The sequence below is a fragment of the Hydrogenophaga flava NBRC 102514 genome (assembly GCF_001571145.1).
GTDB classification, from domain to species: Bacteria; Pseudomonadota; Gammaproteobacteria; order Burkholderiales; family Burkholderiaceae_C; genus Hydrogenophaga; species Hydrogenophaga flava.
Genome location: NZ_BCTF01000038.1, coordinates 15492 through 40189, shown reverse-complemented (window position 1 = coordinate 40189; position 24698 = coordinate 15492). Strand labels below are relative to the sequence as shown.

The window sequence follows — 24698 nt, the reverse complement described above, 5'->3', positions numbered from 1 at the left end:
AGCAGCGCCTTCAGCATCGCCGGTGGTGGCGACACGCTGGCCGCGATTGCCAAGTACGGCATCGAGAAGGACGTGGGCTACATCTCCACCGGCGGCGGCGCCTTCCTGGAAGTGCTGGAAGGCAAGACGCTGCCGGCGTTTGAAGTGCTGGCGCGCCGCGCGGCCTGACCGCCTCAGTCGGCGGCCATGTTCAGGCGCAGGCCGGCCTGACGCACCACGTCCTGCCAGCGCTCGCCCTCGGCGAGCAGCAGGTCGTGCAGCTCGCCCGGCGTCGAGGTCTGCACCTGGGCGCCTTCTGCCTGCATGCGGGCCGCCACCTCCGGGTCGCGCAGCACCGTGTTGAGCGCGGTGTTGAGCTGGCGCGTGACGCTGTGCGGCGTCTTGGCCGGCGCGAACAGCGCGTACCACTGCGTCATCGCCACACCTGGCACCCCCGCTTCCGACAGCGTCGGCACATCGGGGCAGGCCGCTAGCCGTTCCGTGCCCGCCACCGCCAGGGCCTTCAGCCGTTTGCTGCGCAGGTACGGCAGGGCCGTGAACAGGCTCGGGAACATCAGCTGCACCAGGCCATTGGCCACATCCGCAATCGCCGGCCCGGCGCCTGAGAAGTCGGCGCGGGTCAGGCGCGTGCCGGTCTGCAGCTGGAGCAGCTCGGCCGCCAGGTGCGGCACCGTGCCCTCTCCGGCCGAGGCGTAGGCCATGGGCGCGGGCGCGTCGCGCAGCAGCCGCACCAGGGAAGCCACGTCGTCCACCGGCAGGGCGGCCGGCACCACCAGCAGCGTGGGTGAATATCCGATCAGGCCCACTGGCGAGAAGTCCGCCACCGGGTCGTAGCGCAGCTTCTGCAGCGCGGGGTTGATGCCGTGGGTGGCGATGTAGCCGAACATCAGGGTGTGGCCGTCGGGTTCGGCGGCGGCCACGTATTCGGCCGCGATGCTGCCGTTGGCGCCCGCCCGGTTGTCCACCACCAGCGGCTGGCCCAGCAGCGGCCCCAGCTTGCGCGTGAGCGTGCGCGCCATGGTGTCGTTGCCGCCACCCGCGCTGGTCGGCACGATGATGTGCAGCTCGTGCTGCGGAAAGTTGCGCACCGCGCTGGACGCCGACGGCGCCACGCTGCCGGGCACCGGCGCCGCGGGCGGAAACACATAGCCCGGCAGGTGCAGCATGCCCTGCATGATCTTGCGGGCGGTGCGCACCAGGGCGGCGCTCTTGACCTCGATGGCCTCGCCTTCACCTTCGATGTCCACCGCCACGTCGATCTGCCCGGCCGGGTGCAGCACCACCAGCGCATGGCGGCCTGCGCGGCGCGCGATGCCGCTGGCCACCGTGCCCGGCAGGGCGAAGGCCGTGGCCACGCCTATGGCGCCGGTGACCGCGTGCGAGGCGTGGCACTTGTGCGGCGTGAAGTAGCGCGAGGTGATGCTCTCCAGCGTGTCGCCCGCGCTCACCAGTACCGGCTTGGGCACCACGCTGTTGGACACGTCGCCCAGTCCCATGCGACGGCCGGCCTCCAGCCGCAGCGCTTCGATGCGCTCCAGCAAGGCCTTGTTGGCGTCCAGCTCCGCCGGGCGCTCGCGACCGGTGAGGCCGAGGTCGATCGCGCGCAGGATCATCAGCGGCATGGCCGCGTCGATGCAGGTCACGTCCAGGCCGTCGATCACGTCGATGCGCTGGCCGGTGGGGAAGACCTGGCCGGTGACCGCGCCCCAGGCGTCGAGGAAGTTCAGCAGGATGGGCGCCGCGGTGCCGGCCACGCCGTCGATGCGTGCGTCGCCGTCGTAACTCACCTTGCCGCCCGGCGTGCGCACCGTGGCCTCGATCTGCGAGCCAGTGTTGACGTTGTGGATGCGGACCGTGGTGCTGCCGTCCTGTGCCGGGATCAACCCCTGTTCGATGGCGAACGGCGCCACGCCCGAGAGCATGTTGCCGCAGTTGGGCCGTGTGTCCACCGAGCGGTGGCCGACGCCGACCTGGGCGAACAGGTAGTCCAGGTCGCAGCCCGGCACGCTGGAGCGCGAGACGATGGCAACCTTGCTGTTGAGCGTGCTGCCGCCGCCCAGGCCGTCGAGCTGCAGCGGGTCGGAGGCACCGATGGCGCCGATCAGCGCCTGGTCGCGCGCCTCGTCGCCTTCGGGCAGCCAGTCGCGCAGGAAGAACGGCCCGCGCGAGGTGCCGGCGCGCATCAGGACGCAGGGGATGGAGAGGGACATGGCGAGTTCAGTCTGTCGTGATCTTGGCCTTGACCACCACGTTCTTCCACTTGGCGAGTTCGGTCTTCACCATGTTGCCGAGTTGCTCGGGCGTGCTGGTCTCGACGTCGGCGCCGTGGTCCTCCATGCGCTTGATCACGTCCTTGTCGTTCAGCACCTCGTTGATGGTCTTGTTGAGTTTGGCCACCACGTCCTTCGGGGTCTTGGCCGGCGCGAAGACTGCGTACCACTGCTGCACCTCGACGCCGTCGACACCGGCTTCCTTCATGGTCGGCACGTCGGGCAGCAGCGGCGAGCGCTTCGGACCGGCGATGGCCAGCGCCTTGAGCTTGCCGCCCTTGACGTGCGGCAGGGCCGAGAACAGGCTGGGGAACATGAACTGCGTCTGGCCGCCCAGGGTGTCGTTGATCGCGGGCGACGAGCCCTTGTAGGGCACGCCGATCATCTCCACGCCTGCGTTGAGCTTGAACAGCTCGCCCGCGAAGTGCGGCGCGGTGCCGTTGCCGGCGGTGGCGTAGACGTAGCGGTCGGGCTTGGCCTTGAGCTGCGCCACCAGGTCCTTCACATCCTTCACGCCCACATTGGGGTTGGCCACCATCAGCGTGCCCGAGTAGCCCACCATGGCGACCGGCTCGAAGTCGGTCACCGGGTCGTAGCGCAGCTTCTGCAGCGCGGGGTTCATGGCGTGGGTGGCGATGTAGCCCAGCATCAGCGTGTGGCCATCGGGTGTGGCGCGGGCCACGAACTCGCTGGCGATGGCGCCGTTGGCGCCGGCCTTGTTCTCCACGATCACGCTTTGGCCCAGCAGACCACCGAGCTTCTGCGCGATGGTGCGGGCCATCAGGTCGTTGCCGCCGCCGGCGGCGGTGGGCACGACGATGGTGACGTTCTTGGTGGGGAAACCCTGGGCGGTGGCGGTGAGGGCGGTGAGGGCGAGGGCGATCGCGGTGAGGGTGGACTTCATGGATTTGTCTCCGGTGTTTGGAAGGTGAGCGAATCATCCGTGGACTGAAGATGTCTGTGAATTGCATAGTTGGGATTGATTGATCCACAATGTGCATCAATCAAAACCCTCTGTCCCGCACCACCATGTCCGCCCATTTCGACCTCAACGACCTCATGGCGTTCCGCGCGGTGGCCGAACTCGGCAACTTCCGCAAGGCGGCCGAATCGGTCCACATCTCGCAGCCGGCCTTCAGCCGCCGCATCGACAAGCTGGAGCAGGCGCTGGGCGTGCGGCTGCTCGAGCGCAGCACGCGCCGTGTCAGCCTCACGGTGGTGGGGCGCGACTTCGACCGCCAGCTGCGCCAGATCCTCGACGCGCTGGACACCACGCTGCTGGGCATCCGCGGCGTGGCCGCCACGCGCATGGGCGAGGTCACCATCGCGGCCGTGCCCTCGGCGGTGAACTACTTCCTCTCCAGTGTGATCGCGCGCTACCACGAGCGCTACCCGCGGGTGCGCGTGAAGATCATCGACGAGAGCGCCAACACGGTGCTGCTGGCGGTGGCGCGCGGCGAGGCCGACTTCGGCCTGAACTTCGTCGGCTCGCAGGAGGGCGATGTGGAGTTCAAACCGCTGGTGGAAGAACAGTTCGTGGCGGCCTGCCGGCGCGACCACCCGCTGGCGAAGAAGCGCCAGGTGCGCTGGGCCGAGCTCGCGCAGTACGACTACATCGCGGCCGACAAGGTCTCGGGCAACCGCCTGCTGCTGGACCAGGCCCTGGCCGGCATGGCCGAGCAGCCGCACAGCCTGTACGAGACGCGGCACGGCACGACCATGATCGGTCTGGTGGAGGCGGGGCTGGGCGTGGCGGTGGTGCCCTCGATGGCCATGCCGGCCAAGGACCACCCGCTGCTGGCCAGCGTGCCGCTGGTGGACCCGGTGGTCAAGCGCATGGTGGGCCTGATCAAGCGCCGCTCGACGGTGCTCACGCCGGCGGCGCAGGAGTTCTACAACCTCTGCGCCGAGATGCAGACCGGCAAGCCGCGCCGGCGCGCGCGCAAGGCCGCGGCCTGATGCGGCCGGCGGTGGCTCAGGGCTTGCGCGTCGGAATGCGCAGCACCACCCAGGCGCCCACGGCGCCCAGCACCACCAGCACCACCTGCGCGATCCAGCGGTGGCGGAAGCTCCAGATCGAGAAGCTCACCATCACCAGCATCGAGACCACGGCGATGGTCTTGGTGCGCCGCGTGAGGCTGCGGTTCGCCTCCCAGTCGCGCAGCATCGGGCCGGTGAGCCGGTGGTTGAGCAGCCAGGCGTGCAGCCGCGGCGAGGCTTTCGCGTAGCAGGCGGCGGCCAGCAGGATGAAAGGGGTGGTGGGCAGGCCGGGCAGCACCACACCGATCAGGCCCAGCAGCAGCGACACCGAGCCTGCGACCCAGAGCAGGCCGCGCACCAGGCGCGAGTGGTGGACCGGCGCGGCGCCGGGGTCGCCTCGGCTCATGAAGCGAACAGGCCCAGCGGGTGGCGCGCCATGGCGATGCTGGCCATGAAGCCCACCACGGCCAACGCAGCGACAAAACAGAGCGCCTTGGCGCCGCGCGTGGGCGCGCGCTTGAGCGCCAGCGTGCCGAGCACGATGTAGACGATCAGCAGCACCAGCTTGGCCAGCAGCCAGTGGTTCTGCGTGGGGTTGAGCTGCAGCAGCCACCACAGCGTGCCGCCGGCCAGCAGCAGCAGCGAATCGATGACCGGCGCCAGCCCGCGCGCCCAGCCGGCCATGGGCCAGGCCTGTCCCGCCAGCACGCCCACCCCGCGCAGCGCGAACAGCGAGACGCTGAGCGTCACCAGGGTGATGTGCAGCGGCAGAAGCCAGGGGTAGATCGCGGCGACCAGTTCGGGTGAGGGCATGGTCCGCGCATCATAGGTTGCCCCGACTAATCTTCTTCCAGCGCCAGGACGCCTTGTGGCGACGCGGGCGGCCACTGCGCCGCGACCAAGCGGGCCTCGTACCAGCGGTGCATAGCCGCGTCCTCCACGGCGTACTCCCCGCGGGCCGATTTCCACACCAGGGCGGGCGTGCGCTGCCGCAGCGATTCCAAGGCCTTTTGCGCCTGCTGCACGCTCACCGGGCGGCCCAGCTTCTCGCGGTAGAAGCGCAGCGCCTCGGCGTCGTACGGGCGAAAGCGTGGCCCCTGGTCCAGCATGCGCCATAGCACCACCTGCTCGGTGGGTTTGAGGCCCAGATAGTCGGACTCCATCTGCGCTTCGTCTTGCGCCTGCTGGTCTTGCGCCGCCTGTTGCAGCGCCGGCTCAAAGCGGCCGCTGTGGCCCGACAGCGGGCTGAGCACCGCCCCCATGGCCGCCATGAAGAACTGCGGTCTATGGCCGAAGGCCGCAAACGCCGCCTGCAATGCGGCCCGGTCCACTGGCACCAGATCGGGCCGCTGGGCCTCCACCAGCCCAGCCACGTGGGCTATGAAATCGGTGTCCAGCGGCGGCAGCGCCTGGATCTGCGAGCCGTAGAACGGCGCCCCAGCGCTGACCACTAGGCGCAACAGCTTGTCGCGGTCGGAACCCGACATCACCAGCATCAGGTTCACCACCCCAGGCTGGTTCATCTGGTCGCGTGCCGACTTCAGCGCCGTCATCGCCACCTCGCCGGCCTCGCTGGTCAGGGCGTGCTGGGCTTCGTCAATGATCAGCGCCACCGGCCTGCCCGCCGCCTGTTGCAGGCTGCGCAGGGCATCCACCAGCGTCAGGCCATCAATCTGGCCGATCTTGCTTGTGTCGATGTCCATCACGCCCACCACCTTCACGCTTTTCACGCCGGCCTTTTTGGCGGTGCGCGCCACCAGCCCCAGGTGCTCCTGCAAAGCCTGGGCAATGGCCTCGGCAATCAGAGCGCCGGGGTCGCGGCGGGTGTCGGCCCACAGGTCCACGTACACCACCACCACACCGGCCTGCTGCAGGGCGGGCGCCAGATCGCCCTGCAAAAACGTGCTTTTGCCGGTGCGACGCGGCGCGGCCAGAAACAGGCCGTTGTGCGCGTCGCCCAGCAGCGCTTTCCCCTGCAAAGCCTGCACCAGCTGTTGCGCCAGTGCCGTGCGGTGGTATGCGATCATAGGATTACCCTTTTTTATCCTGATTAAGGATATTTTATCTTTATGAAGATAAAAATGGATATTTCCGTCTGTTCCAGTAGTCAGGTGAACGGTGGCCGCCCGCAGGCTGGCCACGGGGCGATCACTCCGCGAGCGTCGGGTAGTCGGTGTAGCCCTCGGCTCCGCCGCCGTAGAAGGTCATCTTGTCGGGCTTGTTGAACGGGCCGCCAGCCTTCAGTCGCGCCACCAGGTCGGGGTTGGCGATGTAGGGGCGGCCGAAGGCCACCAGGTCGGCGCCGTCGGCCAGGGCCTGCTGCGCCAGCGGCAGGTCGTAGCCGTTGTTGACCATCCAGGCGCCGGTGCCGCCGGCCGCGCGGTAGGCGGCTTTGAACGCGGCGTAGTCGAAGGGCCGGTCGGCCAGCTCGCGCGGGCCGCCGGTCGCGCCTTCGATCACGTGCACATAGGCCAGGCCCATCGGCCCGAGCGCGCGCGCCACGTGGTCGAACAGCGGCTGCGGGTCGGCGTCGACGATGTCGTTGGCGGGTGTGACGGGCGAGAGGCGGATGCCGGTGCGGCCGCCGCCGATGGTCTCGGTCACTGCGGCCACCACTTCGAGCAGCAGGCGCGCGCGGTTGGTGATGCTGCCGCCGTAGTCGTCCTTGCGGTGGTTGGCGCCGGTCTTGAGGAACTGGTCGATCAGGTATCCGTTCGCGGCGTGGATCTCCACGCCGTCAAAGCCGGCGCTGATCGCGTTCTGCGCGGCGTGGCGGTAGGCCTGCACGATGCCGGGGATCTCTTCGGCGTCCAGCGCGCGCGGCTCGGAGGTCTCGACGAAGGTCGGCACGCCATCCTTGATCAGCACGGTCTTGGTGTTCGCGCGGATGGCCGACGGCGCGACCGGCTTCTGGTAGTGCGGCTGCAGCTCGACATGTGAGACGCGGCCCACGTGCCAGAGCTGGGTGACGATCTTGCCGTCCAGGTCGTGCACCGCCTTGGTCACGCGCTTCCAGCCGTCGAGCTGTTCGATGCCGTACAGGCCCGGCACATCGGCGTAGCCCTGGCCTTCGTGGCAGATGGCGGTGGCCTCGGTGATCAGCAGGCCGGCGCTGGCGCGCTGTGCGTAGTACTCCCCCATCAGCGGCGTGGGGATGGCATCGGGCGCGCGGTTGCGCGTCAGCGGCGCCATGACGATGCGGTTGGCCAGCTGCAGGTCGCCGGCGGTGGTGGGGTCGAAGAGGGTGGTCATGGATGCGTCGAGAGTGATGGAACGGTTCGGTGGGCAGTCTATGTCCGGGCGTTCGTGCGTGCAGTCACCGACGCACGGTGACCTCATGTGGAGCGGGTCCATCAAGCAGCGGCGAACGCCGCAAGGCGTGGTTTCATTCCAGAATAGCCTATGCACACCTTGAAACTCATGCGGACTGGCAACGCCGTCGGCGTCATCCGGCCGAACGACGTCCTGTCCCTGCCGCGCTTTCATGAAAGAGCCCTGCGGCAACTTTCACGGGCAGGCGACACGAGTCGTGCGTGGACCGGCCTGGCGAGGTGTTTCGCAATCGCCCTGGTGATCAATCTGGTGGGCTGCGTGCTCCGGATACCGGACCTGTCTCTGCCCAAGTCCGTGCAGGTGTCCGAGCACGACCGGGTCGGGCGCGTGGTGCGCTCCGCGGCCGTGGATGAACAGGATGGGTTGCACCAGCGGCTGCGCTCGTTTCTCGCCAACGAGAGGAATGGCTGGTTCTGGACCCTTGCCGGTTACGCGCCCGGCACTTATGTGTTCAGGGGTGACGGCATCGAGGTGCACTGTTCCGAGCGCGCCGTGACGGTCAACTTTCTCGAAGGCGGGGAATGGAAGTCCTACACAAAGAGTGTCGATGGTGCTTTGGCCTACTTCGATCTGCCCTCGGCTTTCCCGAAGCCGGAACAGAGCCCATCGAGCGTGAAACTACAGCGATGACACTCGTCGCTGGAAAAGAATGAGGTCCCGAATGCGCATGCCCGTCGATCTGAATTCCATCCGCCTGTCCATGCTCGACCTGGTCGCCGTGCGCGAAGGCGGCACGGTGGCCGACGCGCTGGCGATTGCCCTGCGCACCGCACAGCACGCTGAAGCGCTGGGCTTCACCCGCTACTGGCTGGCCGAGCACCACAACATGAGCGGCATCGCCAGTTCGGCCACCGCCGTGCTGGTGGGCCACATCGCGGGCGGCACGCAGACCATCCGCGTCGGTTCCGGCGGCGTGATGCTGCCCAACCACGCGCCGCTGGTGGTGGCCGAGGCCTTCGGCACGCTGGCCGAGCTGCACCCGGGGCGCATCGACCTGGGCCTGGGCCGCGCGCCCGGCACCGACCCGCTGACCATGCGCGCGCTGCGCCGCGACCGCGTCGAGACCGAAGAAGACTTTCCGCGCGACGTGGCCGAGCTGCAGCGCCTGCTGGACGACCCGCAGCCCGGCCAGCGCCTGATCGCCATGCCCGGCGCCGGCACCAAGGTGCCGGTCTGGCTGCTGGGCTCGAGTCTGTTCTCGGCCCAGCTCGCGGCCGAGCGCGGCCTGCCCTACGCCTTCGCCTCGCACTTCGCACCGCGCTACCTGCTGCAGGCGCTGCAGATGTACCGGCAGAACTTCAAGCCGTCGAAGACGCTGGACAAGCCCTATGCCGTGGTCGGCGTGCCGCTGATCGCCGCCCCCACCGACGACGAGGCGGAGTACCTGGCCAGCAGCACCTACCAGCGCGTGCTGGGCATCCTCACCGGCCGGCGCGGCCAGCTGCCGGCGCCGGTCGAGGGCTTCATGGACCGGCTGGACACGCAGGCGCGCGCGGCCATCGCCGACTTCCTGGCCTGCGCCGTGGTGGGCGGGCCGCAGACGGTGCGCGCCGGTCTGCAGCAACTGGCCGACGCGACCCAGGCCGACGAGTTCATGCTGGTGAGCGACGTGTTCGACCCCGCGCTGCGGCTGCGCTCGCTGGACATCGCGGCCGAGGCGATGCGGGTCAGCGCGCCGGTGGCGCCGGCGGCAACGATCCCCTGAGCCACTCGCGCGGCGAGTGCCCGACCTTGGCGGCGAAGGCGCGGCTCAGGGCCGAGGGGTTGGCGTAGCCCAGCTCGCTCGCCAGCTGCTTGATGGAGCTGCCCCGCGCCAGACCCGTCTGGGCCAGCCCGATGCGCCAGTCGCTCAGGTAGTCCGCCGGCGTCTGGCCCACCAGCTGCCGGAACTGGCTGGTGAAGCCGGTGCGCGACATGCCGGCCACCACCGCCAGCTGCTCCACGCTCCAGGGCTCGCCGGGCGCGTCGTGCATGGCCACGATGGCCCGCGCCAGCCGGGGGTCCGACAGGCCCGTGACCAGCCCGGGCGGCACGCCGGCTTCGCGCGGGTGGTCGAGCAGCCAGCGCAGCGTCTGGATCAGCACCACCTCGAACAGCCGGTCGGCCAGCAGCCGGTGGCCGCAGCGCACGCGGCCGGTCTCGGCGAACAGCAGCTCCAGCGAAGCGCCCAGCCCCTCCACCTCGTTCAGCGACAGCACGATGGCGCCGGGCAGGGTGCGCACCAGCGGGTGCGCCTGGCCGCCCTCGAACCACAGCTGCGCACAGGTGAAGTCGGCGCCTTCGATGGGCGGGTTGTGGAAGTGGTGGGCGATGGCGCGCGGGTAGAACAGCAGCGCGGGCGCGCTCAGGTGCAGGCGCAGCGGCACGGCCTCCCGCGGCGAGTGCGTGACATCGAGCGTGCCGCGGCGCAGCAGGTGCAGGTAGCCCATGCCCGGCGGCGGCGTGAAGCTCTGCACCCCACAGAGCGTGCCGGTGAAGGACAGCTCGGCGCGCACCGGAAAGCGCTCCAGCAGGCCGGACAGGCGGTCGATGGGCGGGGGCGGGACGGTCATGCCAGGGTTTGGACGAAAAGGTATGAATTCTGTACGAAATGATCCCATCTGAACAGATCGCAACCCGACACTGGGTGCCACGGATCGCCGCCCGGCGGTCCGCTTTTCATCCCACACCCCAGGAGTTCTTCATGCGTTCTGTCCGTCTGCCCGCCCCCCTGAACACCTCCCTGCTGGTGGCCGCCCTCGCCTCCGCCGGCCCAGCCCTGGCCGACCGCGGCCACGATCACGCTGGCGGCATCGCGACCGCACCGGTCAAAGCGGTCCACGCGCCCTTCGACGTGGTGCACACCCGCATCACCACCGAGGACAACGCCCTGGTGTTCCACATGCAGGTCTCGGGCAAGGCCGGGCGCACGCGCCCCACGAAGTCGGGCCAGCTGGCCGGCAGCCGCGTGTTCTCCTACGTCTGGCCCACCAGCCTGGACCCGGCCGAGGTGGGCTTCGAACCCAAGACCGGCATCCTGGCCTTTGCCGTCACCGCCCACCCCGATTTCGACGACACGCCGCTGTTCGACGAAAACGGCGACGGCCACCTGAAGAACGACGGTGGGGTGTGGCACTCGCACTGGGTGGTGCTGCAGCCGGACGAGGCCTGCGGCAAGGGCGCGCTGAAGGTGGTCGACATCCCCGAAGGCAGCAAGCCGCGCCTGCCCAGGACCTGGCCGGGTCTGCCGCTGCTGATCGACAGCCCCGGTTGGAGCCCGTCGTTCGCGCGCGGTAGCGTGAATGTGCGCGTGCCGTTCGACAACGTGTCGGCGCTGCAGGCCACGAAGTTCGACGGTGTCACCGCGGCCCTGCGGGTGAACGCCAGCGTGCACGCGCCGCTGCTGTGCGTGGCCCAGGTGTTCAAGGTGGCCTCGGGCGACCTGTCGCTGCCGGGGCAGGTGGATCGCTGAGCACCTGCGCGGCTACAGCCTCGGCGGCGTGCACATCTGCTCCGGCGTCGTGAAGTAGGCGGACAGTGAGCCCAGCCGCTCGCGCGCCAGCGCGAACTAGTGCCGCGCCACGCTGCGCAGGTGCACCTCGTCCGGGCCGTCGAGCAGGTGCAGGGCGCGGCCCCAGGTCCAGAACTGCGCCAACGGCGTGTCGGGCGAGAGGCCCATGGCGCCGAAGACCTGCATCGCGCGGTCCACCACGCGAGTCTGCAGGCCGGCGGCCACCACCTTGATGGCCGCCACCTGCGCGCGCACCGCGGCGGGCTCGGCCTGCTCGGGATGGTCCAGCAGCCAGGCGCAGCGCAGCACCATCAGGCGCGCCTGGTCGATCTCGATGCGCGAGTGCGCGATCCACTCCTGCACGTTGGCGTAGTCGGCCAGGTGGTGGCCGAAGCTGCGCCGCTCCAGCGCGCGTTCGGTGGCCAGGGCCAGCGCCAGTTCGCACTGGCCGATGGTGCGCATGCAGTGGTGCACCCGACCGGGGCCGAGCCGCGCCTGCGCCATCGCGAAGCCATGGCCCCAGTCGCCCAGCAGGTGGTCGGCCGGTACGCGCACGCCGCGCAGCACGATTTCGCAATGGCCTTCGGGCGCGTGGTGGTGCACCACCGGGATGTTGCGCACCACCTCCAGCCCCGGCGTGCCCATGGGCACCAGCACCATGCTGTGCTGGTGGTGGGCATCTTCACCGTCGTCACCCTCGTTGCGCGCCATCACGATCAGCACTCGGCAGGCCGGGTGCGCCACGCCGGTGATGAACCACTTGCGGCCGCTGAGCACCAGCTCATGGCCCTCGCGCCGCACCGTGGTCTGCAGATTGGTCGGGTCGGACGAGGCCACGTCGGGCTCGGACATCGCAAACGCCGAACGGATCTCGCCATTCAGCAGCGGCAGCAGCCAGCGCTCTCGCTGCGCCGGTGTGGCGAAGCGGTGCAGCAGTTCCATGTTGCCGGTGTCGGGTGCGCTGCAGTTGAAGACCTCGGCCGCCCAGCTGAGCTTGCCCATGGCCTCGGCCAGCGGCGCATAGTCGAGGTTGGCCAGGCGCGTGCCCGGCTCGTCGGCGCGCAGCCCGGGCAGGAACATGTTCCACAGGCCTTCCTCTTTCGCCAGTGTCTTCAGGTCCTCGAGGAAGGGCGGCGGGTATTGCCCGTCCTGCACCGCCTGGTGCCAGGCCGCGTTGTGCGGCAGCACATAGGTCTGCAGGAACCGGTCCAGCTGGCGCAACAAAGCCTGCGTGCGGGGGCTGTGTTCGAAGTCCATGCGACCGATTCTGGGCGGCGGTGGCGACGCTGTCAGCGCACGCGCGACATCAGCGGTACAGCTCCTGCACCGCCGTTTCGTACAGGCCGGTCAGCTGGTCCATGACCTCGTACATGCGTTCGCTGGTGGTGGCCACCGTCTGCAGGGCATCGCCCTGGCCGGGCTTGCGCAGGGCCTGGCCGAAGAACAGCCATTGGCCGCGCGCCAGTTCCAGCTGCTGGCGGATCGCCGGGGTGGACAGGGAGGCATTCGCCAGGTAGGCCAGGCCCTCGTCGAACTCGCGCCGGGCGGCCTCCAGCTGCTGCGCCTGCCCGGCCGCCGCGGCGCCGCCGGCGGCCTGCAAAAAGTGGGCGCGGGCGGCGCGCTGGGACAGCATGCGCTGGCGCCCGGCCACGTTGACCACCCGGGCGCCGCTCTGCTTGCTCTGTTTCTCGAACGCGGTGGTGAGCTCTTCGGCGGACTTGAGCATGTCGTCGGCCGTGCGCACCACGTCGTCCGTGCGGGGCGGCGCGCCACCGCCGGCTGTGAGCGCCAGCAGGCGCTCGGCATGGCCCCGCAGGCGCGGCATCAGGGGCTGGGTGTCGGCGCTCAGGGGCTGGCGCCCCAGCTCGTCCAGGCTGCTCCCGATCAGCTGGCGGCACTGGCGCATGACATCGCTGGCGCGCTCGGGCAGCACGCCCAGGGTGGTCTGCACATGCAGCTTGGCCACGCGCTGCGACAGCGCGCGCAGGCGGCCGGCGCGGTTGATGGCGGTGCCCAGCGGCAGCTCCGGGCCGGGCGGGGTGTTTTGGGTGTGGCCGGTCCGTGCGAGCAGCGTGCTGCCCAGCAGGGCCAGAAGGTGGCGGCGTTGCATGGTTCGTTCGCGTGGTGGTGGGAAAACGTCAGAGCCCCAGGCCCTCGGCCAGCGCGTCCATGCGCGCGGTGACGGCTGGGTCCATGGCCATCGTGCGGCCCCATTCGCGGCTGGTCTCGCCGGGCCATTTGTTCGTCGCGTCCAGCCCCATCTTGCTGCCCAGGCCGCTGACGGGCGAGGCGAAGTCCAGGTAGTCGATGGGCGTGTGTTCGATGGTGAAGCTGTCGCGCGCCGGGTCCATGCGCGTGCTCATGGCCCAGACCACGTCCTTCCAGTCGCGCACGTCGATGTCCTCGTCCACCACGACGATGAACTTGGTGTACATGAACTGGCGCAGGTGGCTCCAGACGCCCATCATCACGCGCCGCGCGTGGCCGGCGTAGGCCTTGCGGATGCTGACCACCGCCATGCGGTAGCTGCAGGCCTCGGGCGGCAGGTGGAAGTCCACGATCTCGGGGAACTGGCGCTGCAGCAGCGGGATGAAGAGTTCGTTCATCGCCAAGCCCAGCACGGCCGGTTCGTCTGGCGGTTTGCCGGTGTAGGTGGAGTGGTAGATCGCATCGCGCCGGCGTGTGATGCGCTCGACCGTGAACACCGGGAACTCGGCGCGTTCGTTGTAGTAGCCGGTGTGGTCGCCGTAGGGCCCTTCGAGTGCGTGCTGGTACCCGCTGGGGTGGGCCGGGTCGGGGTGGATGTGGCCCTCGAGCACGATCTCGGCCGTGGCCGGCACGCGCAGCGGCACGCCAATGGCGGGCGCCACTTCGGTGCGCGCGCCGCGCAGCAGGCCGGCGAACTGGTACTCGGAGAGGCTGTCGGGCACCGGCGTGACCGCGCCCAGGATGGTGGCCGGGTCGGCGCCGATGGCGACGGCCACCGGGTAGGGCTGACCGGGGTGCAGGCGGCCGTGTTCGCGGAAGTCCTGCGCGCCGCCGCGGTGCGCCAGCCAGCGCATGATGAGCTGGTTGCGCGAGAGCAGCTGCTGGCGGTAGATGCCCAGGTTCTGCCGCGGCTTGTGCGACCCTTGGGTGATGACCAGGCCCCAGGTGATCAGCGGCGCCACGTCGCCCGGCCAGCAGTGCTGGATCGGCAGCTGCGCCAGGTCCACGTCCTCGCCTTCGATCACCACCGCCTGGCAGGGCGCGTGCCGCAGCTCGCGCGGGCTCATGTGCCAGAGCGATTTGACGAGGTCGCCCAGGCCGGCCATTTCGCGCAGGCCGCGCGGCGCCTCGGGCTCCTTCAGCCGCGCCAGCACCTCGCCGAAGCGGCGCAGCTCGCCCACGTCGGCCACGCCCATGGCGCGCGCCACGCGCGCGGTGGTGCCGAACAGGTTGGCCAGCACCGGCATGGTGTGGTCCGTGGGGTGTTCAAACAGCAGGGCCGGGCCGCCGGCGCGCAGCACGCGGTCGCACAGGGCGGTCATCTCCAGCTGCGGCGACACCGGTTCGCGCACGCGCCGGAGTTCGCCCGCGGCTTCGAGTTGCGCCACGAAATCGCGCAGGTCGCGGTAGGTCATGCGGGTTCGGCTTCCAGCCCCGCCCAGCGTTCGCTCAGCGTGTGCGGCACGTCCAGCAGATCCAGCACGCGCGCCACGCTGGCGTTGACGATGTCGTCCACGCTCTGCGGCCGCAGGTAGAAGGCGGGGACCGGCGGGCAGACGATCGCGCCCATCTCGGTCACGGCGGTCATGTTGCGCAGGTGGCCCAGGTGCAGCGGCGTCTCGCGCGCCATCAGCACCAGGCGGCGGCGCTCCTTGAGCATCACGTCGGCGGCGCGCGTGACCAGGTTGTCGCTCATACCGTGCGCGATGGCCGCGAGCGTGCGCATGGAACACGGCGCCACCACCATGCCGCCGCAGCGGAAGGAGCCGCTGGCCGGGCCGGCGCCGATGTCGGCCGCGTCGTGCAGCGTGTGCACCAGCGGGCGCAGCGTCTGCGGGCCGGCGTGCAGCTCGTGGCGCAGGGTCTGCCAACCGGCGTCGGAGACCACCGCGTGGGTTTCCACGCCGGGCACGGTCTGCAGCGCCTGCAGCAGGCGCAGGCCGTAGACCGCGCCGCTGGCGCCGGTGATGGCCACCAGCAAGCGGCGGCTTTCGTGCTCAGCCATGGCGGCGCGGCGAGCCGCCGGGTCGCAGGGCCTGCAGCCGCGCGAACACGGCCGACGGCGCCCACTGTGCGGGCTCGAACACCGGCAGCTCCAGCGCATCGAGCGCGTTCTTCACCACCAGGCCCAGCTCGGTGTCGCCCTCCATCGAGAGGCGGCGGTTGAAGAACAGGGTGTCGGGGTCGTCCAGCCGCCGGGCCAGGCGCAGGAAGTCGTGCGCGTTCGCGCTCAGCGTGAGGTCCGGGGACTGCTGAGGTGCGCAGGCGCGGAACTGGCCGTCCTGTCCGCGGAAGTCGAAACGCAGGCCGGCGTCGCGCACCTGGATGCGGATGCGCCGTCCGTTCAGGTGCGCGCCCACGTCGGCCGGCAGCTGGCGCGCCAGCACCAGGTTCAGGCCGGTGACCAGCAGCAGCGAACCCGGGTAGGGCGGCAGACGGGTGAGCAGGCCGGCCAGCGGCGGCGGCACGGTGAAGCGGCGGTCGCCCGCCGCGGCGTTCGGGGTGGAGGTGTTCATGCGGTGACTCCGGTGGAGGCCTTGACGCGTTCGAGACCCGGGCGGCCATGCCAGTAGCCGTTGCAGTCGGGCTGGCCGTCGCCCGAGGCCGGCAGCAGGGGCAGCAGCGCGTCGCGCGCGGCGGCGGGATCGATGACCCCGCGGCGCAGCGCGTCGTACAGCGCCACGACCTCGGCCGTGTGCTGCGCCTGCGGGCTGATGCGGGCCACGTCCACGCCGAGCGCGGCCAGATCGTCCCAGGCGTCGATCAGGCTGTGCACCCGGGCCGACTGGGTCTGGATGCCGTTGAGCACCAGGAAGTCGGCCTGCTCGCGCGTCTGCATCATCAGGCCATCGGGGTGGTCGATGCAGCTGAAGCGGCAGTCGTCCTTGGGCAGGTTGCGGTGGCGCGCGGTGAAGCAGCGGGCCGAGAACGCCAGCGGCAGGCGGCCGTGCGCGAACACCTCGGTCTGCAGGCCGGCGGGGCGCTCGCGCTGCAGCAGGGCGAGGTCGTCGCGCTTCATCTCCAGCGGCACCACCCAGCGCGTGGCGCCCTGTTCGGCCATCCAGCGCAGCGATGGCGCGTTGTAGAGGTTCAGGTGCGGCCCGGCCACGAAGGGCTTGTGCCCTGCGAGCGAACCGACCGCGCCCATGTCGTTGGCCTCGACGGGGAAGTCCTCGTTCGCGGCGATCTTCTGCATCGCGCCCACGTCCGAGCCCGACTCCAGCAGCACCAGGGTCGAGAGCACGGGTGTCTTGCCCGCCTCGCGCAGCAGCTGCGCCACGTCCAGCCAGTCGGACAGGCGCAGCTCGTGCCGGCGCGAGCAGGTCACCTCGCCGAGGTAGACGATGTCCACCGCCGTCGCGGCCATGGCCTCGTAGAAATCGAACACCGTGCTGCGCGGCCAGTAATACTGCAGCGGCCCGAGAGAGAGTTGCATGGTCATTTCCACGGGCGGTGGTAGGCGCCGAGGGTGTGTTGCTGGCCTTCGGCCACCTGGTCCAGTGCGGCCATCCATTGGCCCTTGGGCGTGTAGTGCTGGGGCTGGGCCGCGCAGCTGTCGATGGCCTCGCGCCAGACCTTGGTGACCTGCGCCACATAGGCCGGGCTGCGCTGGCGGCCTTCGATCTTGATCGCGCGAACGCCCATCTGCGCCAGCTGCGGCAGCAGCGACAGGGTGTTGAGGCTGGTGGGTTCTTCGATCGCGTAGTAGCTGTGGTCGTCCTCCACATCGAAGCGGCCCTTGCACAGCGTCGGGTAGCCGGCGCTCTCGCTGGGCGCGTAGCGGTCGATCAGCACCCCGTTCAGGCGCGACTCCAGGCCTTGGGGCGTCTCCTGCCAGCGCACCGCCTTGGCGGGCGAGCACACGCCGTGCGTGTTGGGCGATTCGCCGGTCACGTAGGACGAGAGCGCGCAGCGGCCTTCGACCATCACGCACAGGCTGCCGAAGCCGAACACCTCGATCTCCACCGGCGTCTTCTGCACCAGCAGGCGCACCTGTTCGAGCGAGAGCACGCGCGGCAGCACGGCGCGCGCAATGCCGAACTGCCGGTGGTAGAAGTTGATCGCCTCGTGGTTGGTGGCCGAACCCTGCACCGAGAGGTGCAGGCGCAGCTGCGGGTGGCGCTGCACCGCGTAGGCCATCAGCCCGGGGTCGGCCAGGATGACCGCGTCCACGCCCAGGGTGACGGCCTTGTCCAGCGCCTGCTGCCAGCGCTGCGGCTGGCCGGCCTGGGGGTAGGTGTTGATGGCCATGAAAACCTGGCGGCCGCGCTGGTGCGCGTAGGCGATGCCGCTGGCGATGCCGGCGTCGTCGAAGTTCAGGCCGGCGAAGTTGCGCGCGTTGGTGGCATCGCGCAGACCGAGGTAGACGCAGCTGGCGCCGTGGTCGATGGCGGCCTTGAGGGCGGGCAGGCTGCCGGCGGGGCAGACGAGATCCATGGGCAATGGGCCGGTGGGTGGCCGGCGGGCGGCGAAAGGAAGGCGCGACCTTAGCCCCGCGCCGACGAACGGCGATTGACCCGCGTCAAGGGCGTCATGGCTTGATCTGGCGCAAGCCGGTCGGCCCGGATCACCCTGCTGATGACTGGGTTTTTTCCCAGGTTGTGTTCGCAATTCTTGACCCAGAACAAGGCGGCGCGGCGCCGTCGTCGGTAGTCTCCACCAGCGGTTTTTTGCGCCGTCCTATGGGAAATCAGACGATGAATGCACGAGATGTGGTGGGGGCGGTGGCGCCTGGAGACGGCGAGACCGCCGAACGCGCGCGGGCGCTGCTGCGCCAGGCGGGCGAAAACGGCATGCACCCCTGGCGGCTCAAGGGCCGCGAGCTGCTGCCGGTCGTGCAGGGCGGCATGGGCGTGGGCGTCTCGGCGGGCGGCCTGGCCGGCGCCGTGGCGGCGCTGGGCGGGGTGGGCACGGTGTCATCGGTCGACTTGCGCCGCCTGCATCCGGACCTGATGGCCCAGACCAGCCACCTGGAAAACGGCAAGGAACCCGACGCGCGCGAGCGCATCAACGCGGCCAACCTGGTGGCGCTGGACCGCGAGATCCAGCGCGCGCGCCTGATTTCGCAGGGGCGCGGCATGGTGGCGGTGAACATCATGAAGGCCCTGTCGGCCTACGAGATCTATGTGCGCCAGTCGCTGGAAAGTGGTGCCGACGCGGTGGTGGTGGGCGCCGGCCTGCCGCTGGACCTGCCCGAACTGGCCAAGGACCACCCCGGGACGGCCCTGATCCCCATCCTGTCCGACGCGCGCGGCGTGCAGCTGATCGTCAAGAAGTGGGAGAAAAAAGGCCGCCTGCCGGACGCCATCGTGATCGAACACCCCCGGCTGGCGGGGGGGCATCTGGGCGCGGCCAAGGTCGCCGACCTGCAGGACCCGCGCTTCAACTTCGAGAACGTCATCCCCCAGTCCCTGGAATTTTTCAAATCGGCCGGGCTGGAAGGAAAGATTCCATTGATCGCCGCCGGCGGCATTTCCAGCCGCGAGGACATCCTCCGCCTGCAGGGTCTGGGCGCCAGCGCGGTGCAGATGGGCACGGCCTTCGCGGTGACGCAGGAATGCGACGCCGACCCCGCCTTCAAGCAGGTGCTGGCCAACGCGACGCCGGAAGACGTGGTGGAGTTCATCAGCGTGGCCGGGCTTCCGGCGCGGGGTGTGCGCACACATTGGCTCAACAAGTACCTGCGCGTGGAGCCCAAGCTCAAGGCCGTGGCGCACGTCAAGGACCGCTGCAACATGGCCTTCGACTGCCTGGCGCATTGCGGATTGCGGGATGGCAAGGGCGAGATGGGCCAGTTCTGCATCGACCAGCAGCTGGCCCACGCCTGGGAGGGCGACCAGCAGCGGGGGCTGTTTTTCCGCGGGGCCGGTGCCCTGCCGTTTGGCAAGGACATCCGTTCGGTCCATGATCTGATGTCCTGGATGGTGGCCGGCAACCGGCCGGCGGAGCCTGTACCATCCGACGCCTTCAAAACCGGAGCCCTTGCATGAAGCGTGACCCTCAACCCGGAGCCCAGAATCTCCGGGAACCCCAGCCGATCAGCCTCGACGTGCTGGAAGAAAAATACCTGAAACCCGGGGAGACCGGCATCGACGACCTCTACCGCCGCGTGGCCCGCGCCCTGGCCTCGGTGGAAAAAGAGCCGATCCGTGCCGAATGGGAGCGCAAGTTCCTTGACAACCTGTACGCGGGCGCCATCGGTGCCGGCCGCATCATGAGCGCCGCCGGGACCGACATCCAGGCGACCCTGATCAACTGCTTCGTGCAGCCCGTGGGCGACTGCATCCAGGGCTTCGACGACGAAGGCTTCCCGGGCATCTACGAAGCCCTGCGCGAAGCCGCCGAAACCATGCGCCGCGGCGGTGGTGTGGGCTACGACTTCTCGCGCATCCGCCCGCGCGGCGCCGAGGTCAAGGGCACGCACTCCATGGCCTCCGGCCCGTGCAGCTACATCAACGTGTTCGACCAGTCGTGCTCGACGGTCGAGAGCGCCGGCGCGCGCCGCGGTGCCCAGATGGGCGTGCTGCGCATCGACCACCCGGACGTGCTGGACTTCATCACCGCCAAGCGCACGCCCGGCCGCTGGAACAACTTCAACGTGTCGGTCGGCGTGAGCGACGCCTTCATGGAAGCCGTGGCCGGCGACCAGCCCTGGGAACTGGTGCACAAGTCCAAGCCCGGCAGCAAGGTGCTGGACAAGGGCGCCTACCAGCGCGCCGACGGCCTGTGGGTCTACCAGAGCGTGCCCGCGCGCGAACTGTGGGACACCATCATGAAGTCGGCCTACGACTTCGCCGAGCCCGGCATCCTGTTCCTGGACAAGATCAACCAGGACAACAACCTGCGCTACTGCGAAGGCATCGCCGCCACCAACCCCTGCGGCGAGCAGCCCCTGCCGTCCTACGGCTGCTGCGACCTCGGCCCGATCATCCTGACGAACTTCGTGCGCAACGCCTTCGGTTTCGGCGGCGTGCCCTCGTTCGATTTCGCCGCCTTCGAGCAGGCCGTGGCGACCCAGGTGCGCGCGCTGGACAACGTGCTGGACGTGACCTTCTGGCCGCTGGAGCAGCAGCGCAAGGAAGCGCAGGACAAGCGCCGCATCGGCGTCGGCTTCACCGGCATGGGCAACACCCTGGCCATGCTGTGTGTGCGCTACGACCGCGAGGACGGCCGCAAGGTGGCCGCCAAGATCGCCGAGCACATGCGCGACGCGGCCTACCGCGCCTCGATCGAGCTGGCCAAGGAAAAGGGCGCCTTCCCCAAGTTCGACGCCAACGGCTACCTGGAGCGCGGCACCTTCGCCAGCCGCCTGCCCGAGTCCATCCGCCAGGCCATCCGCAAGCACGGCATCCGCAACAGCCACCTGCTCTCCATCGCCCCCACCGGCACGGTGAGCCTGGCCTTTGCCGACAACGCCTCCAACGGCATCGAGCCGCCGTTCTCCTGGATGTACCGCCGCAAGAAGCGCGAGCACGACGGATCCACCCGCGAGTACGCGGTGGAAGACCACGCCTGGCGCCTCTACCGCGACCTCGGCGGTGACGTGGACAACCTGCCCGAGTACTTCGTCAACGCACTGGCCATGACGGCCGGCGAGCACATCGCCATGATGGAAGCGGTGCAGCCCTTCGTGGACACCGCGATCTCCAAGACGGTCAACGTGCCGGGCGACTACCCCTACGAAGACTTCAAGAACCTGTACCTGCAGGCCTGGCGCGCCAGCCTCAAGGGCATGGCCACTTACCGGCCCAACAACATCCTGGGCTCGGTGCTCGACACCGGCGCGCCGGTGGTCGAGGCCAAGCCGGCCCCCGCGCCCGTGGTGGCGCCGGTCGACCCGATGCGCACCGTGATCGAGAGCCGTCCCAAGGGCGCGCTGTCGGCCGTGGCCGACAAGATCGAGTACTGGACGCAGGAAGGCCACAAGACGCTGTACATCGTGGTCTCCTTCCTGCCGGTGCCCGCCGCCGACGGCAAGGGCACGGTCGAACGCGCGATCGAGTTCTTCATGCCCGTGGGCCAGAACGGCGAGTCGCAGCAGTGGATCACCTCCACCATGCGCATGCTGTCGCTGGCCGCGCGCGGCGGCTTCCTGGGCCGGGCGCTGAGCGACATGCGCAAGGTCGCCTGGGACCGCGGTCCGGTGCGCCTGGGCACCTACGAGAAGGCCGACGGCACTCACGTGCCGATGTGGCACGACTCGGAGGTGGCCGCCATCGCCTTCGCGCTGCAGAACATCATCGCCCGCCGCAACCAGCAGACCGACACCGCCGCAGTGGCCACGCCCCACGCCCCGGCCGCGCCGGAGCTGGTGGGCATGTCCTCGGGTGTCATGGCCGGCAAGAAGTGCCCCGAGTGCGGCGCGCACGCCATGATCCGCAAGGACGGCTGCGACTACTGCACCTCTTGCGGGCACCTCGGCAGCTGCGGATGAGCGTCGGGGGGCGTGGGACGTTGCCGGTGCGCCCGAAGGGTTCGCCGGTCGCCACGCCCTGGCAATGGGCCAGCCTGTGGCGCGCGCCACACCGGCTGGCCTTTTTTTCGGGCGTGCTGCTGCTGGCCGCCTCGGCCGCCTGGTGGGCCGTGGTGCAGGTGGACCGCGCCAGCGGCCTGTTCGGTCTGTCCTACGCCGTCTCGCCCACGCTGACCCACGCCGTGGTCATGACCCTGGGCTTCATGCCGCTGTTTTTCGCCGGCTTCCTCTTCACCGCCGGCCCCAAGTGGCTGGGGGTGGATGCGCCGGACGCCCGCGCCATCGCGCCCGCCCTGGCCCTGCAGGTGGCCGGCTGGCTGCTGTGGCTGGCGGGCGCGCACCTGCACCAGGACGTGGCGGTGGCCGGCGTCCTGCTGGCCGCGGCCGGCCTGGGGATGCAGAACGGGATGTTCTGGCGCCTGTGGCGCGCCAGCCGTGTGCCCGACCGGGTGCACGCCACCGTGGTGGCGCTGGGCGGCACGCTGGGCGCGCTGTGCGCCGCCGGCATCGGCGTGGCGCTGCTGCTGGGTGAGTGGTCGGTGGCGCTGGCCCTGGTGCACACGGCGCTGTGGGGCTTCATCGTCGCCACCTACGTGGCCGTGGCCCACCGCATGATTCCCTTTTTCACCTCCGGCGTGCTGCCCATGATCGAGGCCTGGCGCCCGTTCTGGGTGTTGTGGCTGATGCTGGCGACCGTGGTGCTGGAGATCGTTTCGGTCTGGCTGATGCTCGCCGGCTGGGGCGAGGGCACGGCCTGGCGCCTGCTGCGCGGCGCGCTGGAGCTGGGCATCGGCGGCGTGCTGGTCTGGCTGGCCTGGGTCTGGGGCCTGGTGCAGAGCCTGAAGATCCGCCTGCTGGCCATGCTGCACGTGGGCTTTGTCTGGTTCGGCCTGTCGCTGCTGCTCTCGGGCCTGTCGCAGTGGCTGCTCGCGGCCGATGGCGTGCCCACGCTGGGCCTGGGCGCGCTGCACGCGCTGACCATGGGTTTCCTAGGCTCCATCCTGCTGGCCATGGTCACGCGCGTGGCCTGCGGCCACAGCGGCCGCGCGCTGGTGGCCGACGCCACGGTGTGGTCCCTGTTCTGGGGGCTGCAGGTGGCGGTGTTGCTGCGCATCGCCGGCACGCTGCCGGGCGCCAGCGGCCTCTGGCTGGCCGCGGCCGCCCTGACCTGGGCCGGCGTGGTGCTGGTCTGGGGCGGGCGGCTGGCGAACTGGTTTGGCCGGCCGCGCGCCGACGGCCGCCCGGGCTGAGCCATGGACGCCTGCGCACCCGATGGTGTCGGCACCGCCGACTGGGCCGAACTGGCGGCCGAGCTGATGTCGGCGCGCCGCACGGTGCTGCCGTTCCGCCTGGGTGAGCCCGGCCCCGACGCCGCGCAGCTGCAGACCATCCTGTCGGCGGCCGCCTCCGCACCCGACCACCGGAGCCTGCTGCCCTGGCGCTTCATCGCCGTGCCCGCCGACCAGCGCGGGGCGCTGGCCGAGGTCTTCGTGCAGGCCCTGCTGGAGCGCGACCCGGCGGCCGAAGCGCACGACATCGCCAAGGCGCGAGAGAAAGGGTTCCGTTCGCCCTTCCTGGCCCTGCTGGTGGTGGACGAGACCAAGGGCGACGCCGAGATCGGCCTGGCCGAGCGTCTGATCTCGGCCGGCGCCGCAGCCCAGAACGTGCTGCTCATGGCCACCGCCCTAGGCTACGGCTCGGCGCTCACGGCCGGGCAGTCCGTGCGTTCGGCCGCGCTGCACCGCTTCTTCGGCCTGGGCGTGCACGAGCAGGCCGTGTGTTTCCTGAGCATCGGCACCGCGCTCTCGCACGGCAAGACCGTCGTGCGCCCCGCGGTGGTCGACTACGTGAGTACCCTGAACCCCGTCGGCCCCGGCTGACACGTTTTCCCTAACCGGATTTTTCATGGACATCAGCAACTTTGACGACCTGCTCGCCGCCGCGCGCGCCCAGCCCCTGCCCCAGCGCCTGCTGATGGTGTTCGCCGCTGTCGAGCTGCCCGACGACGCCTCGCCCGCGGAACGCGCGGCCTTCGAAAAAGGCCAGGGCGGCGCGCTGGTGCCGCAGATGTGCGTCGACAAGAGCCCCGACGAGCTGGCCTCGTTCGAGCAGCTCAAGCAGGAGGCCGCCGGCTTCGGCCAGCCCTGGGGCATGGTCTTTGCCGCCGCCATGTCGGGCAGCGCCGGCAAGCCGCCTACCAGCGCCGATGCCGACGCACCGCTGCAGAAGATGGTGGAGTCCATCCGCCAGGGCCGCATCCAGAACTTCATCCCGTTCGACCCGCAGGGCCGCGCGGTGCTGCTGGACTGACGGCCATGGCGGGCATCCACCTGCACCAGATCGGTCAGCCTGGCCAGCACGCGGCGGGGGTGGGCTTCGAGGCGCCGTTCGAGATGCTCGACGCCTGCCACGAGCGCGTCGAACGCATGCTGCGCCTGCTCGGCAAGCTGCGCGCGCATGTGAAGACCCACGGTGCCGATGCCCAGGCCCGCGACGCCGCGCGCGACGTGATGCGCTACTTCGACCAGGCTGGCCCGCACCACCACGAGGACGAGGAGCGCCACGTGTTCCCGGCGCTGCTCGCGCAGCGCGAGCCGGCGGTGGTGGCGGTGGTCATCCGCCTCAAGCAGGACCACCGGGAGATGGCCGTGATGTGGGCGCAGGTGCGCGCGGCGCTGACGGCGCTGGTCGAGGCGGGCGAAGGCTGGACCGGTTTTTCGGATGAAGACCAGCAGCGCTTCGAGGCCTACGACGCGCTCTACCAACGGCACCTGCTGGACGAGAACGGTGTGGTCTACCCGGCGGCGCGGACGGTCATCCGGGGTGATGCGCTGCAGGCGATGAGTGCGGACATGATGGCGCAACGGGGTGTGCCGGACGGGGCTTCACTTCAGGTCCTGCGTGCCGATATGAAGTAGGAACAGGCGGGTGGGCAAGCACCGCC

The 24698-nt window shown here is 70.0% G+C and carries 25 protein-coding genes; 11 read left to right on the top strand and 14 right to left on the bottom strand.

Translation table 11 applies throughout. The features are described from left to right. A partial coding sequence (gene pgk, locus HFL01S_RS24915) for a phosphoglycerate kinase (RefSeq protein WP_084383595.1) occupies positions 1-168 on the top strand: 168 nt, incomplete at its 5' end. A gap of 5 nt (positions 169-173) precedes the next feature. Here pgk and HFL01S_RS23235 read toward each other — a convergent pair. Then, a complete protein-coding gene (locus tag HFL01S_RS23235; RefSeq protein ID WP_066263386.1) occupies positions 174-2210 on the bottom strand; it encodes a 4-oxalomesaconate tautomerase in 2037 nt (678 codons plus the stop codon). A 7-nt stretch (positions 2211-2217) separates the two neighbouring features. After that, entirely contained in the window at positions 2218-3174 is a 957-nt protein-coding gene (locus HFL01S_RS23230; protein WP_066263384.1) for a Bug family tripartite tricarboxylate transporter substrate binding protein, read from the bottom strand. A gap of 125 nt (positions 3175-3299) precedes the next feature. On the opposite strand from HFL01S_RS23230, the gene HFL01S_RS23225 reads away from it, so the two are divergent. Further along, positions 3300-4229, top strand: coding sequence for a LysR family transcriptional regulator (locus HFL01S_RS23225; RefSeq protein ID WP_066263393.1), 930 nt, complete (start codon positions 3300-3302; stop codon positions 4227-4229). A gap of 16 nt (positions 4230-4245) precedes the next feature. Here HFL01S_RS23225 and HFL01S_RS23220 read toward each other — a convergent pair whose 3' ends face one another. The 4 genes from HFL01S_RS23220 to HFL01S_RS23205 all read right to left on the bottom strand — a co-directional run bounded on the left by HFL01S_RS23220 (position 4246) and on the right by HFL01S_RS23205 (position 7502). Further along, positions 4246-4656, bottom strand: a complete 411-nt coding sequence (locus tag HFL01S_RS23220) for a YbaN family protein (protein WP_066263382.1) — start codon at positions 4654-4656, stop codon at positions 4246-4248. Next, positions 4653-5063 (bottom strand): SirB2 family protein, encoded by a 411-nt coding sequence (locus tag HFL01S_RS23215; protein ID WP_066263379.1) that lies wholly within the window; start codon positions 5061-5063, stop codon positions 4653-4655. Before HFL01S_RS23215 ends, HFL01S_RS23220 begins: the two co-directional genes overlap by 4 nt. Before the next feature lie 26 nt (positions 5064-5089). Beyond that, a complete protein-coding gene (locus tag HFL01S_RS23210; RefSeq protein WP_066263377.1) occupies positions 5090-6277 on the bottom strand; it encodes an AAA family ATPase in 1188 nt (395 codons plus the stop codon). Positions 6278-6398: 121 nt separating this feature from the next. After that, entirely contained in the window at positions 6399-7502 is a 1104-nt protein-coding gene (locus HFL01S_RS23205) for an alkene reductase (protein ID WP_066263375.1), read from the bottom strand. Between the two features lie 150 nt (positions 7503-7652). Between HFL01S_RS23205 and HFL01S_RS23200 the strand changes: the two genes are divergently transcribed. Next, positions 7653-8213 carry a hypothetical protein gene (locus HFL01S_RS23200; RefSeq protein ID WP_066263372.1) on the top strand — a complete coding sequence of 187 codons (561 nt, stop codon included), beginning with the start codon at positions 7653-7655 and terminating at the stop codon, positions 8211-8213. Between the two features lie 31 nt (positions 8214-8244). Continuing rightward, complete coding sequence (locus HFL01S_RS23195; RefSeq protein WP_066263371.1) at positions 8245-9288, top strand: LLM class flavin-dependent oxidoreductase; 1044 nt, start codon at positions 8245-8247, stop codon at positions 9286-9288. Here HFL01S_RS23195 and HFL01S_RS23190 read toward each other — a convergent pair. Then, the gene (locus HFL01S_RS23190) at positions 9251-10135 is read right to left on the bottom strand and encodes an AraC family transcriptional regulator (protein WP_066263370.1); all 885 of its coding nucleotides are present in this window, start codon (positions 10133-10135) and stop codon (positions 9251-9253) included. The genes HFL01S_RS23195 and HFL01S_RS23190 overlap by 38 nt on opposite strands. Positions 10136-10266: 131 nt before the next feature. On the opposite strand from HFL01S_RS23190, the gene HFL01S_RS23185 reads away from it, so the two are divergent. Then, complete coding sequence (locus HFL01S_RS23185) at positions 10267-11034, top strand: hypothetical protein (protein WP_066263368.1); 768 nt, start codon at positions 10267-10269, stop codon at positions 11032-11034. A gap of 96 nt (positions 11035-11130) precedes the next feature. Here the strand turns inward: HFL01S_RS23185 and HFL01S_RS23180 are convergent, their stop codons facing one another. From HFL01S_RS23180 to ubiU, 7 genes are read right to left on the bottom strand one after another with little or no spacing between them, the layout of a single operon-like run. Beyond that, positions 11131-12330, bottom strand: a complete 1200-nt coding sequence (locus HFL01S_RS23180; protein ID WP_066263366.1) for an acyl-CoA dehydrogenase family protein — start codon at positions 12328-12330, stop codon at positions 11131-11133. A gap of 49 nt (positions 12331-12379) precedes the next feature. Beyond that, positions 12380-13183 carry a type IV pili methyl-accepting chemotaxis transducer N-terminal domain-containing protein gene (locus HFL01S_RS23175; RefSeq protein ID WP_066263364.1) on the bottom strand — a complete coding sequence of 268 codons (804 nt, stop codon included), beginning with the start codon at positions 13181-13183 and terminating at the stop codon, positions 12380-12382. A 28-nt stretch (positions 13184-13211) separates the two neighbouring features. Continuing rightward, entirely contained in the window at positions 13212-14696 is a 1485-nt protein-coding gene (ubiD, locus tag HFL01S_RS23170; RefSeq protein ID WP_066263362.1) for a 4-hydroxy-3-polyprenylbenzoate decarboxylase, read from the bottom strand. Further along, complete coding sequence (locus HFL01S_RS23165) at positions 14693-15286, bottom strand: UbiX family flavin prenyltransferase (protein ID WP_066263361.1); 594 nt, start codon at positions 15284-15286, stop codon at positions 14693-14695. Before HFL01S_RS23165 ends, ubiD begins: the two co-directional genes overlap by 4 nt. Next, positions 15279-15797 carry a ubiquinone anaerobic biosynthesis accessory factor UbiT gene (gene ubiT, locus HFL01S_RS23160; protein ID WP_066263359.1) on the bottom strand — a complete coding sequence of 173 codons (519 nt, stop codon included), beginning with the start codon at positions 15795-15797 and terminating at the stop codon, positions 15279-15281. Before ubiT ends, HFL01S_RS23165 begins: the two co-directional genes overlap by 8 nt. Continuing rightward, positions 15794-16717: a ubiquinone anaerobic biosynthesis protein UbiV gene (gene ubiV, locus HFL01S_RS23155; protein ID WP_066263357.1), complete on the bottom strand. Its 924-nt coding sequence runs from the start codon at positions 16715-16717 to the stop codon at positions 15794-15796. The genes ubiT and ubiV overlap by 4 nt, the downstream gene beginning before the upstream one ends. Positions 16718-16719: 2 nt before the next feature. After that, positions 16720-17718, bottom strand: coding sequence for a ubiquinone anaerobic biosynthesis protein UbiU (gene ubiU, locus HFL01S_RS23150; RefSeq protein WP_066263356.1), 999 nt, complete (start codon positions 17716-17718; stop codon positions 16720-16722). A 356-nt stretch (positions 17719-18074) separates the two neighbouring features. Between ubiU and HFL01S_RS23145 the strand changes: the two genes are divergently transcribed. The 6 genes from HFL01S_RS23145 to HFL01S_RS23120 are packed head-to-tail and all read left to right on the top strand — an operon-like array spanning position 18075 to position 24672. Continuing rightward, the gene (locus HFL01S_RS23145) at positions 18075-19271 is read left to right on the top strand and encodes an NAD(P)H-dependent flavin oxidoreductase (protein ID WP_245644919.1); all 1197 of its coding nucleotides are present in this window, start codon (positions 18075-18077) and stop codon (positions 19269-19271) included. Continuing rightward, positions 19268-21715, top strand: coding sequence for an adenosylcobalamin-dependent ribonucleoside-diphosphate reductase (locus HFL01S_RS23140; RefSeq protein WP_066263348.1), 2448 nt, complete (start codon positions 19268-19270; stop codon positions 21713-21715). Before HFL01S_RS23145 ends, HFL01S_RS23140 begins: the two co-directional genes overlap by 4 nt. Continuing rightward, on the top strand, positions 21712-23004 hold the full coding sequence (locus HFL01S_RS23135) for an NnrS family protein (protein ID WP_066263345.1): 1293 nt from the start codon (positions 21712-21714) through the stop codon (positions 23002-23004). Before HFL01S_RS23140 ends, HFL01S_RS23135 begins: the two co-directional genes overlap by 4 nt. Positions 23005-23007: 3 nt before the next feature. Further along, entirely contained in the window at positions 23008-23634 is a 627-nt protein-coding gene (locus HFL01S_RS23130) for a nitroreductase family protein (protein ID WP_066263342.1), read from the top strand. A 25-nt stretch (positions 23635-23659) separates the two neighbouring features. Continuing rightward, on the top strand, positions 23660-24064 hold the full coding sequence (locus HFL01S_RS23125) for a ribonucleotide reductase subunit alpha (RefSeq protein WP_066263339.1): 405 nt from the start codon (positions 23660-23662) through the stop codon (positions 24062-24064). Between the two features lie 5 nt (positions 24065-24069). Beyond that, positions 24070-24672: a hemerythrin domain-containing protein gene (locus tag HFL01S_RS23120; RefSeq protein WP_245644915.1), complete on the top strand. Its 603-nt coding sequence runs from the start codon at positions 24070-24072 to the stop codon at positions 24670-24672. Positions 24673-24698: the final 26 nt, after the last annotated feature.

Excerpts from the sequence above, each read along its gene's own strand:
- HFL01S_RS23200 (WP_066263372.1), top strand. The coding sequence starts at position 7,653 with ATGCACACCTTGAAACTCATGCGGACTGGCAACGCCGTCGGCGTCATC.
- HFL01S_RS23210 (WP_066263377.1), bottom strand. The coding sequence starts at position 6,277 with ATGATCGCATACCACCGCACGGCACTGGCGCAACAGCTGGTGCAGGCT.
- HFL01S_RS23220 (WP_066263382.1), bottom strand. The coding sequence starts at position 4,656 with ATGAGCCGAGGCGACCCCGGCGCCGCGCCGGTCCACCACTCGCGCCTG.
- ubiV (WP_066263357.1), bottom strand. The coding sequence starts at position 16,717 with ATGCAACTCTCTCTCGGGCCGCTGCAGTATTACTGGCCGCGCAGCACG.
- ubiU (WP_066263356.1), bottom strand. The coding sequence starts at position 17,718 with ATGGATCTCGTCTGCCCCGCCGGCAGCCTGCCCGCCCTCAAGGCCGCC.
- HFL01S_RS23140 (WP_066263348.1), top strand. The coding sequence starts at position 19,268 with ATGAAGCGTGACCCTCAACCCGGAGCCCAGAATCTCCGGGAACCCCAG.
- HFL01S_RS23165 (WP_066263361.1), bottom strand. The coding sequence starts at position 15,286 with ATGGCTGAGCACGAAAGCCGCCGCTTGCTGGTGGCCATCACCGGCGCC.
- HFL01S_RS23175 (WP_066263364.1), bottom strand. The coding sequence starts at position 13,183 with ATGCAACGCCGCCACCTTCTGGCCCTGCTGGGCAGCACGCTGCTCGCA.
- ubiD (WP_066263362.1), bottom strand. The coding sequence starts at position 14,696 with ATGACCTACCGCGACCTGCGCGATTTCGTGGCGCAACTCGAAGCCGCG.
- HFL01S_RS23185 (WP_066263368.1), top strand. The coding sequence starts at position 10,267 with ATGCGTTCTGTCCGTCTGCCCGCCCCCCTGAACACCTCCCTGCTGGTG.
- HFL01S_RS23195 (WP_066263371.1), top strand. The coding sequence starts at position 8,245 with ATGCGCATGCCCGTCGATCTGAATTCCATCCGCCTGTCCATGCTCGAC.
- HFL01S_RS23235 (WP_066263386.1), bottom strand. The coding sequence starts at position 2,210 with ATGTCCCTCTCCATCCCCTGCGTCCTGATGCGCGCCGGCACCTCGCGC.
- ubiT (WP_066263359.1), bottom strand. The coding sequence starts at position 15,797 with ATGAACACCTCCACCCCGAACGCCGCGGCGGGCGACCGCCGCTTCACC.
- HFL01S_RS23180 (WP_066263366.1), bottom strand. The coding sequence starts at position 12,330 with ATGGACTTCGAACACAGCCCCCGCACGCAGGCTTTGTTGCGCCAGCTG.
- HFL01S_RS23190 (WP_066263370.1), bottom strand. The coding sequence starts at position 10,135 with ATGACCGTCCCGCCCCCGCCCATCGACCGCCTGTCCGGCCTGCTGGAG.
- HFL01S_RS23125 (WP_066263339.1), top strand. The coding sequence starts at position 23,660 with ATGGACATCAGCAACTTTGACGACCTGCTCGCCGCCGCGCGCGCCCAG.
- HFL01S_RS23230 (WP_066263384.1), bottom strand. The coding sequence starts at position 3,174 with ATGAAGTCCACCCTCACCGCGATCGCCCTCGCCCTCACCGCCCTCACC.
- HFL01S_RS23135 (WP_066263345.1), top strand. The coding sequence starts at position 21,712 with ATGAGCGTCGGGGGGCGTGGGACGTTGCCGGTGCGCCCGAAGGGTTCG.
- HFL01S_RS23225 (WP_066263393.1), top strand. The coding sequence starts at position 3,300 with ATGTCCGCCCATTTCGACCTCAACGACCTCATGGCGTTCCGCGCGGTG.
- HFL01S_RS23130 (WP_066263342.1), top strand. The coding sequence starts at position 23,008 with ATGGACGCCTGCGCACCCGATGGTGTCGGCACCGCCGACTGGGCCGAA.
- HFL01S_RS23215 (WP_066263379.1), bottom strand. The coding sequence starts at position 5,063 with ATGCCCTCACCCGAACTGGTCGCCGCGATCTACCCCTGGCTTCTGCCG.
- HFL01S_RS23120 (WP_245644915.1), top strand. The coding sequence starts at position 24,070 with ATGGCGGGCATCCACCTGCACCAGATCGGTCAGCCTGGCCAGCACGCG.
- HFL01S_RS23205 (WP_066263375.1), bottom strand. The coding sequence starts at position 7,502 with ATGACCACCCTCTTCGACCCCACCACCGCCGGCGACCTGCAGCTGGCC.
- HFL01S_RS23145 (WP_245644919.1), top strand. The coding sequence starts at position 18,075 with ATGCACCCCTGGCGGCTCAAGGGCCGCGAGCTGCTGCCGGTCGTGCAG.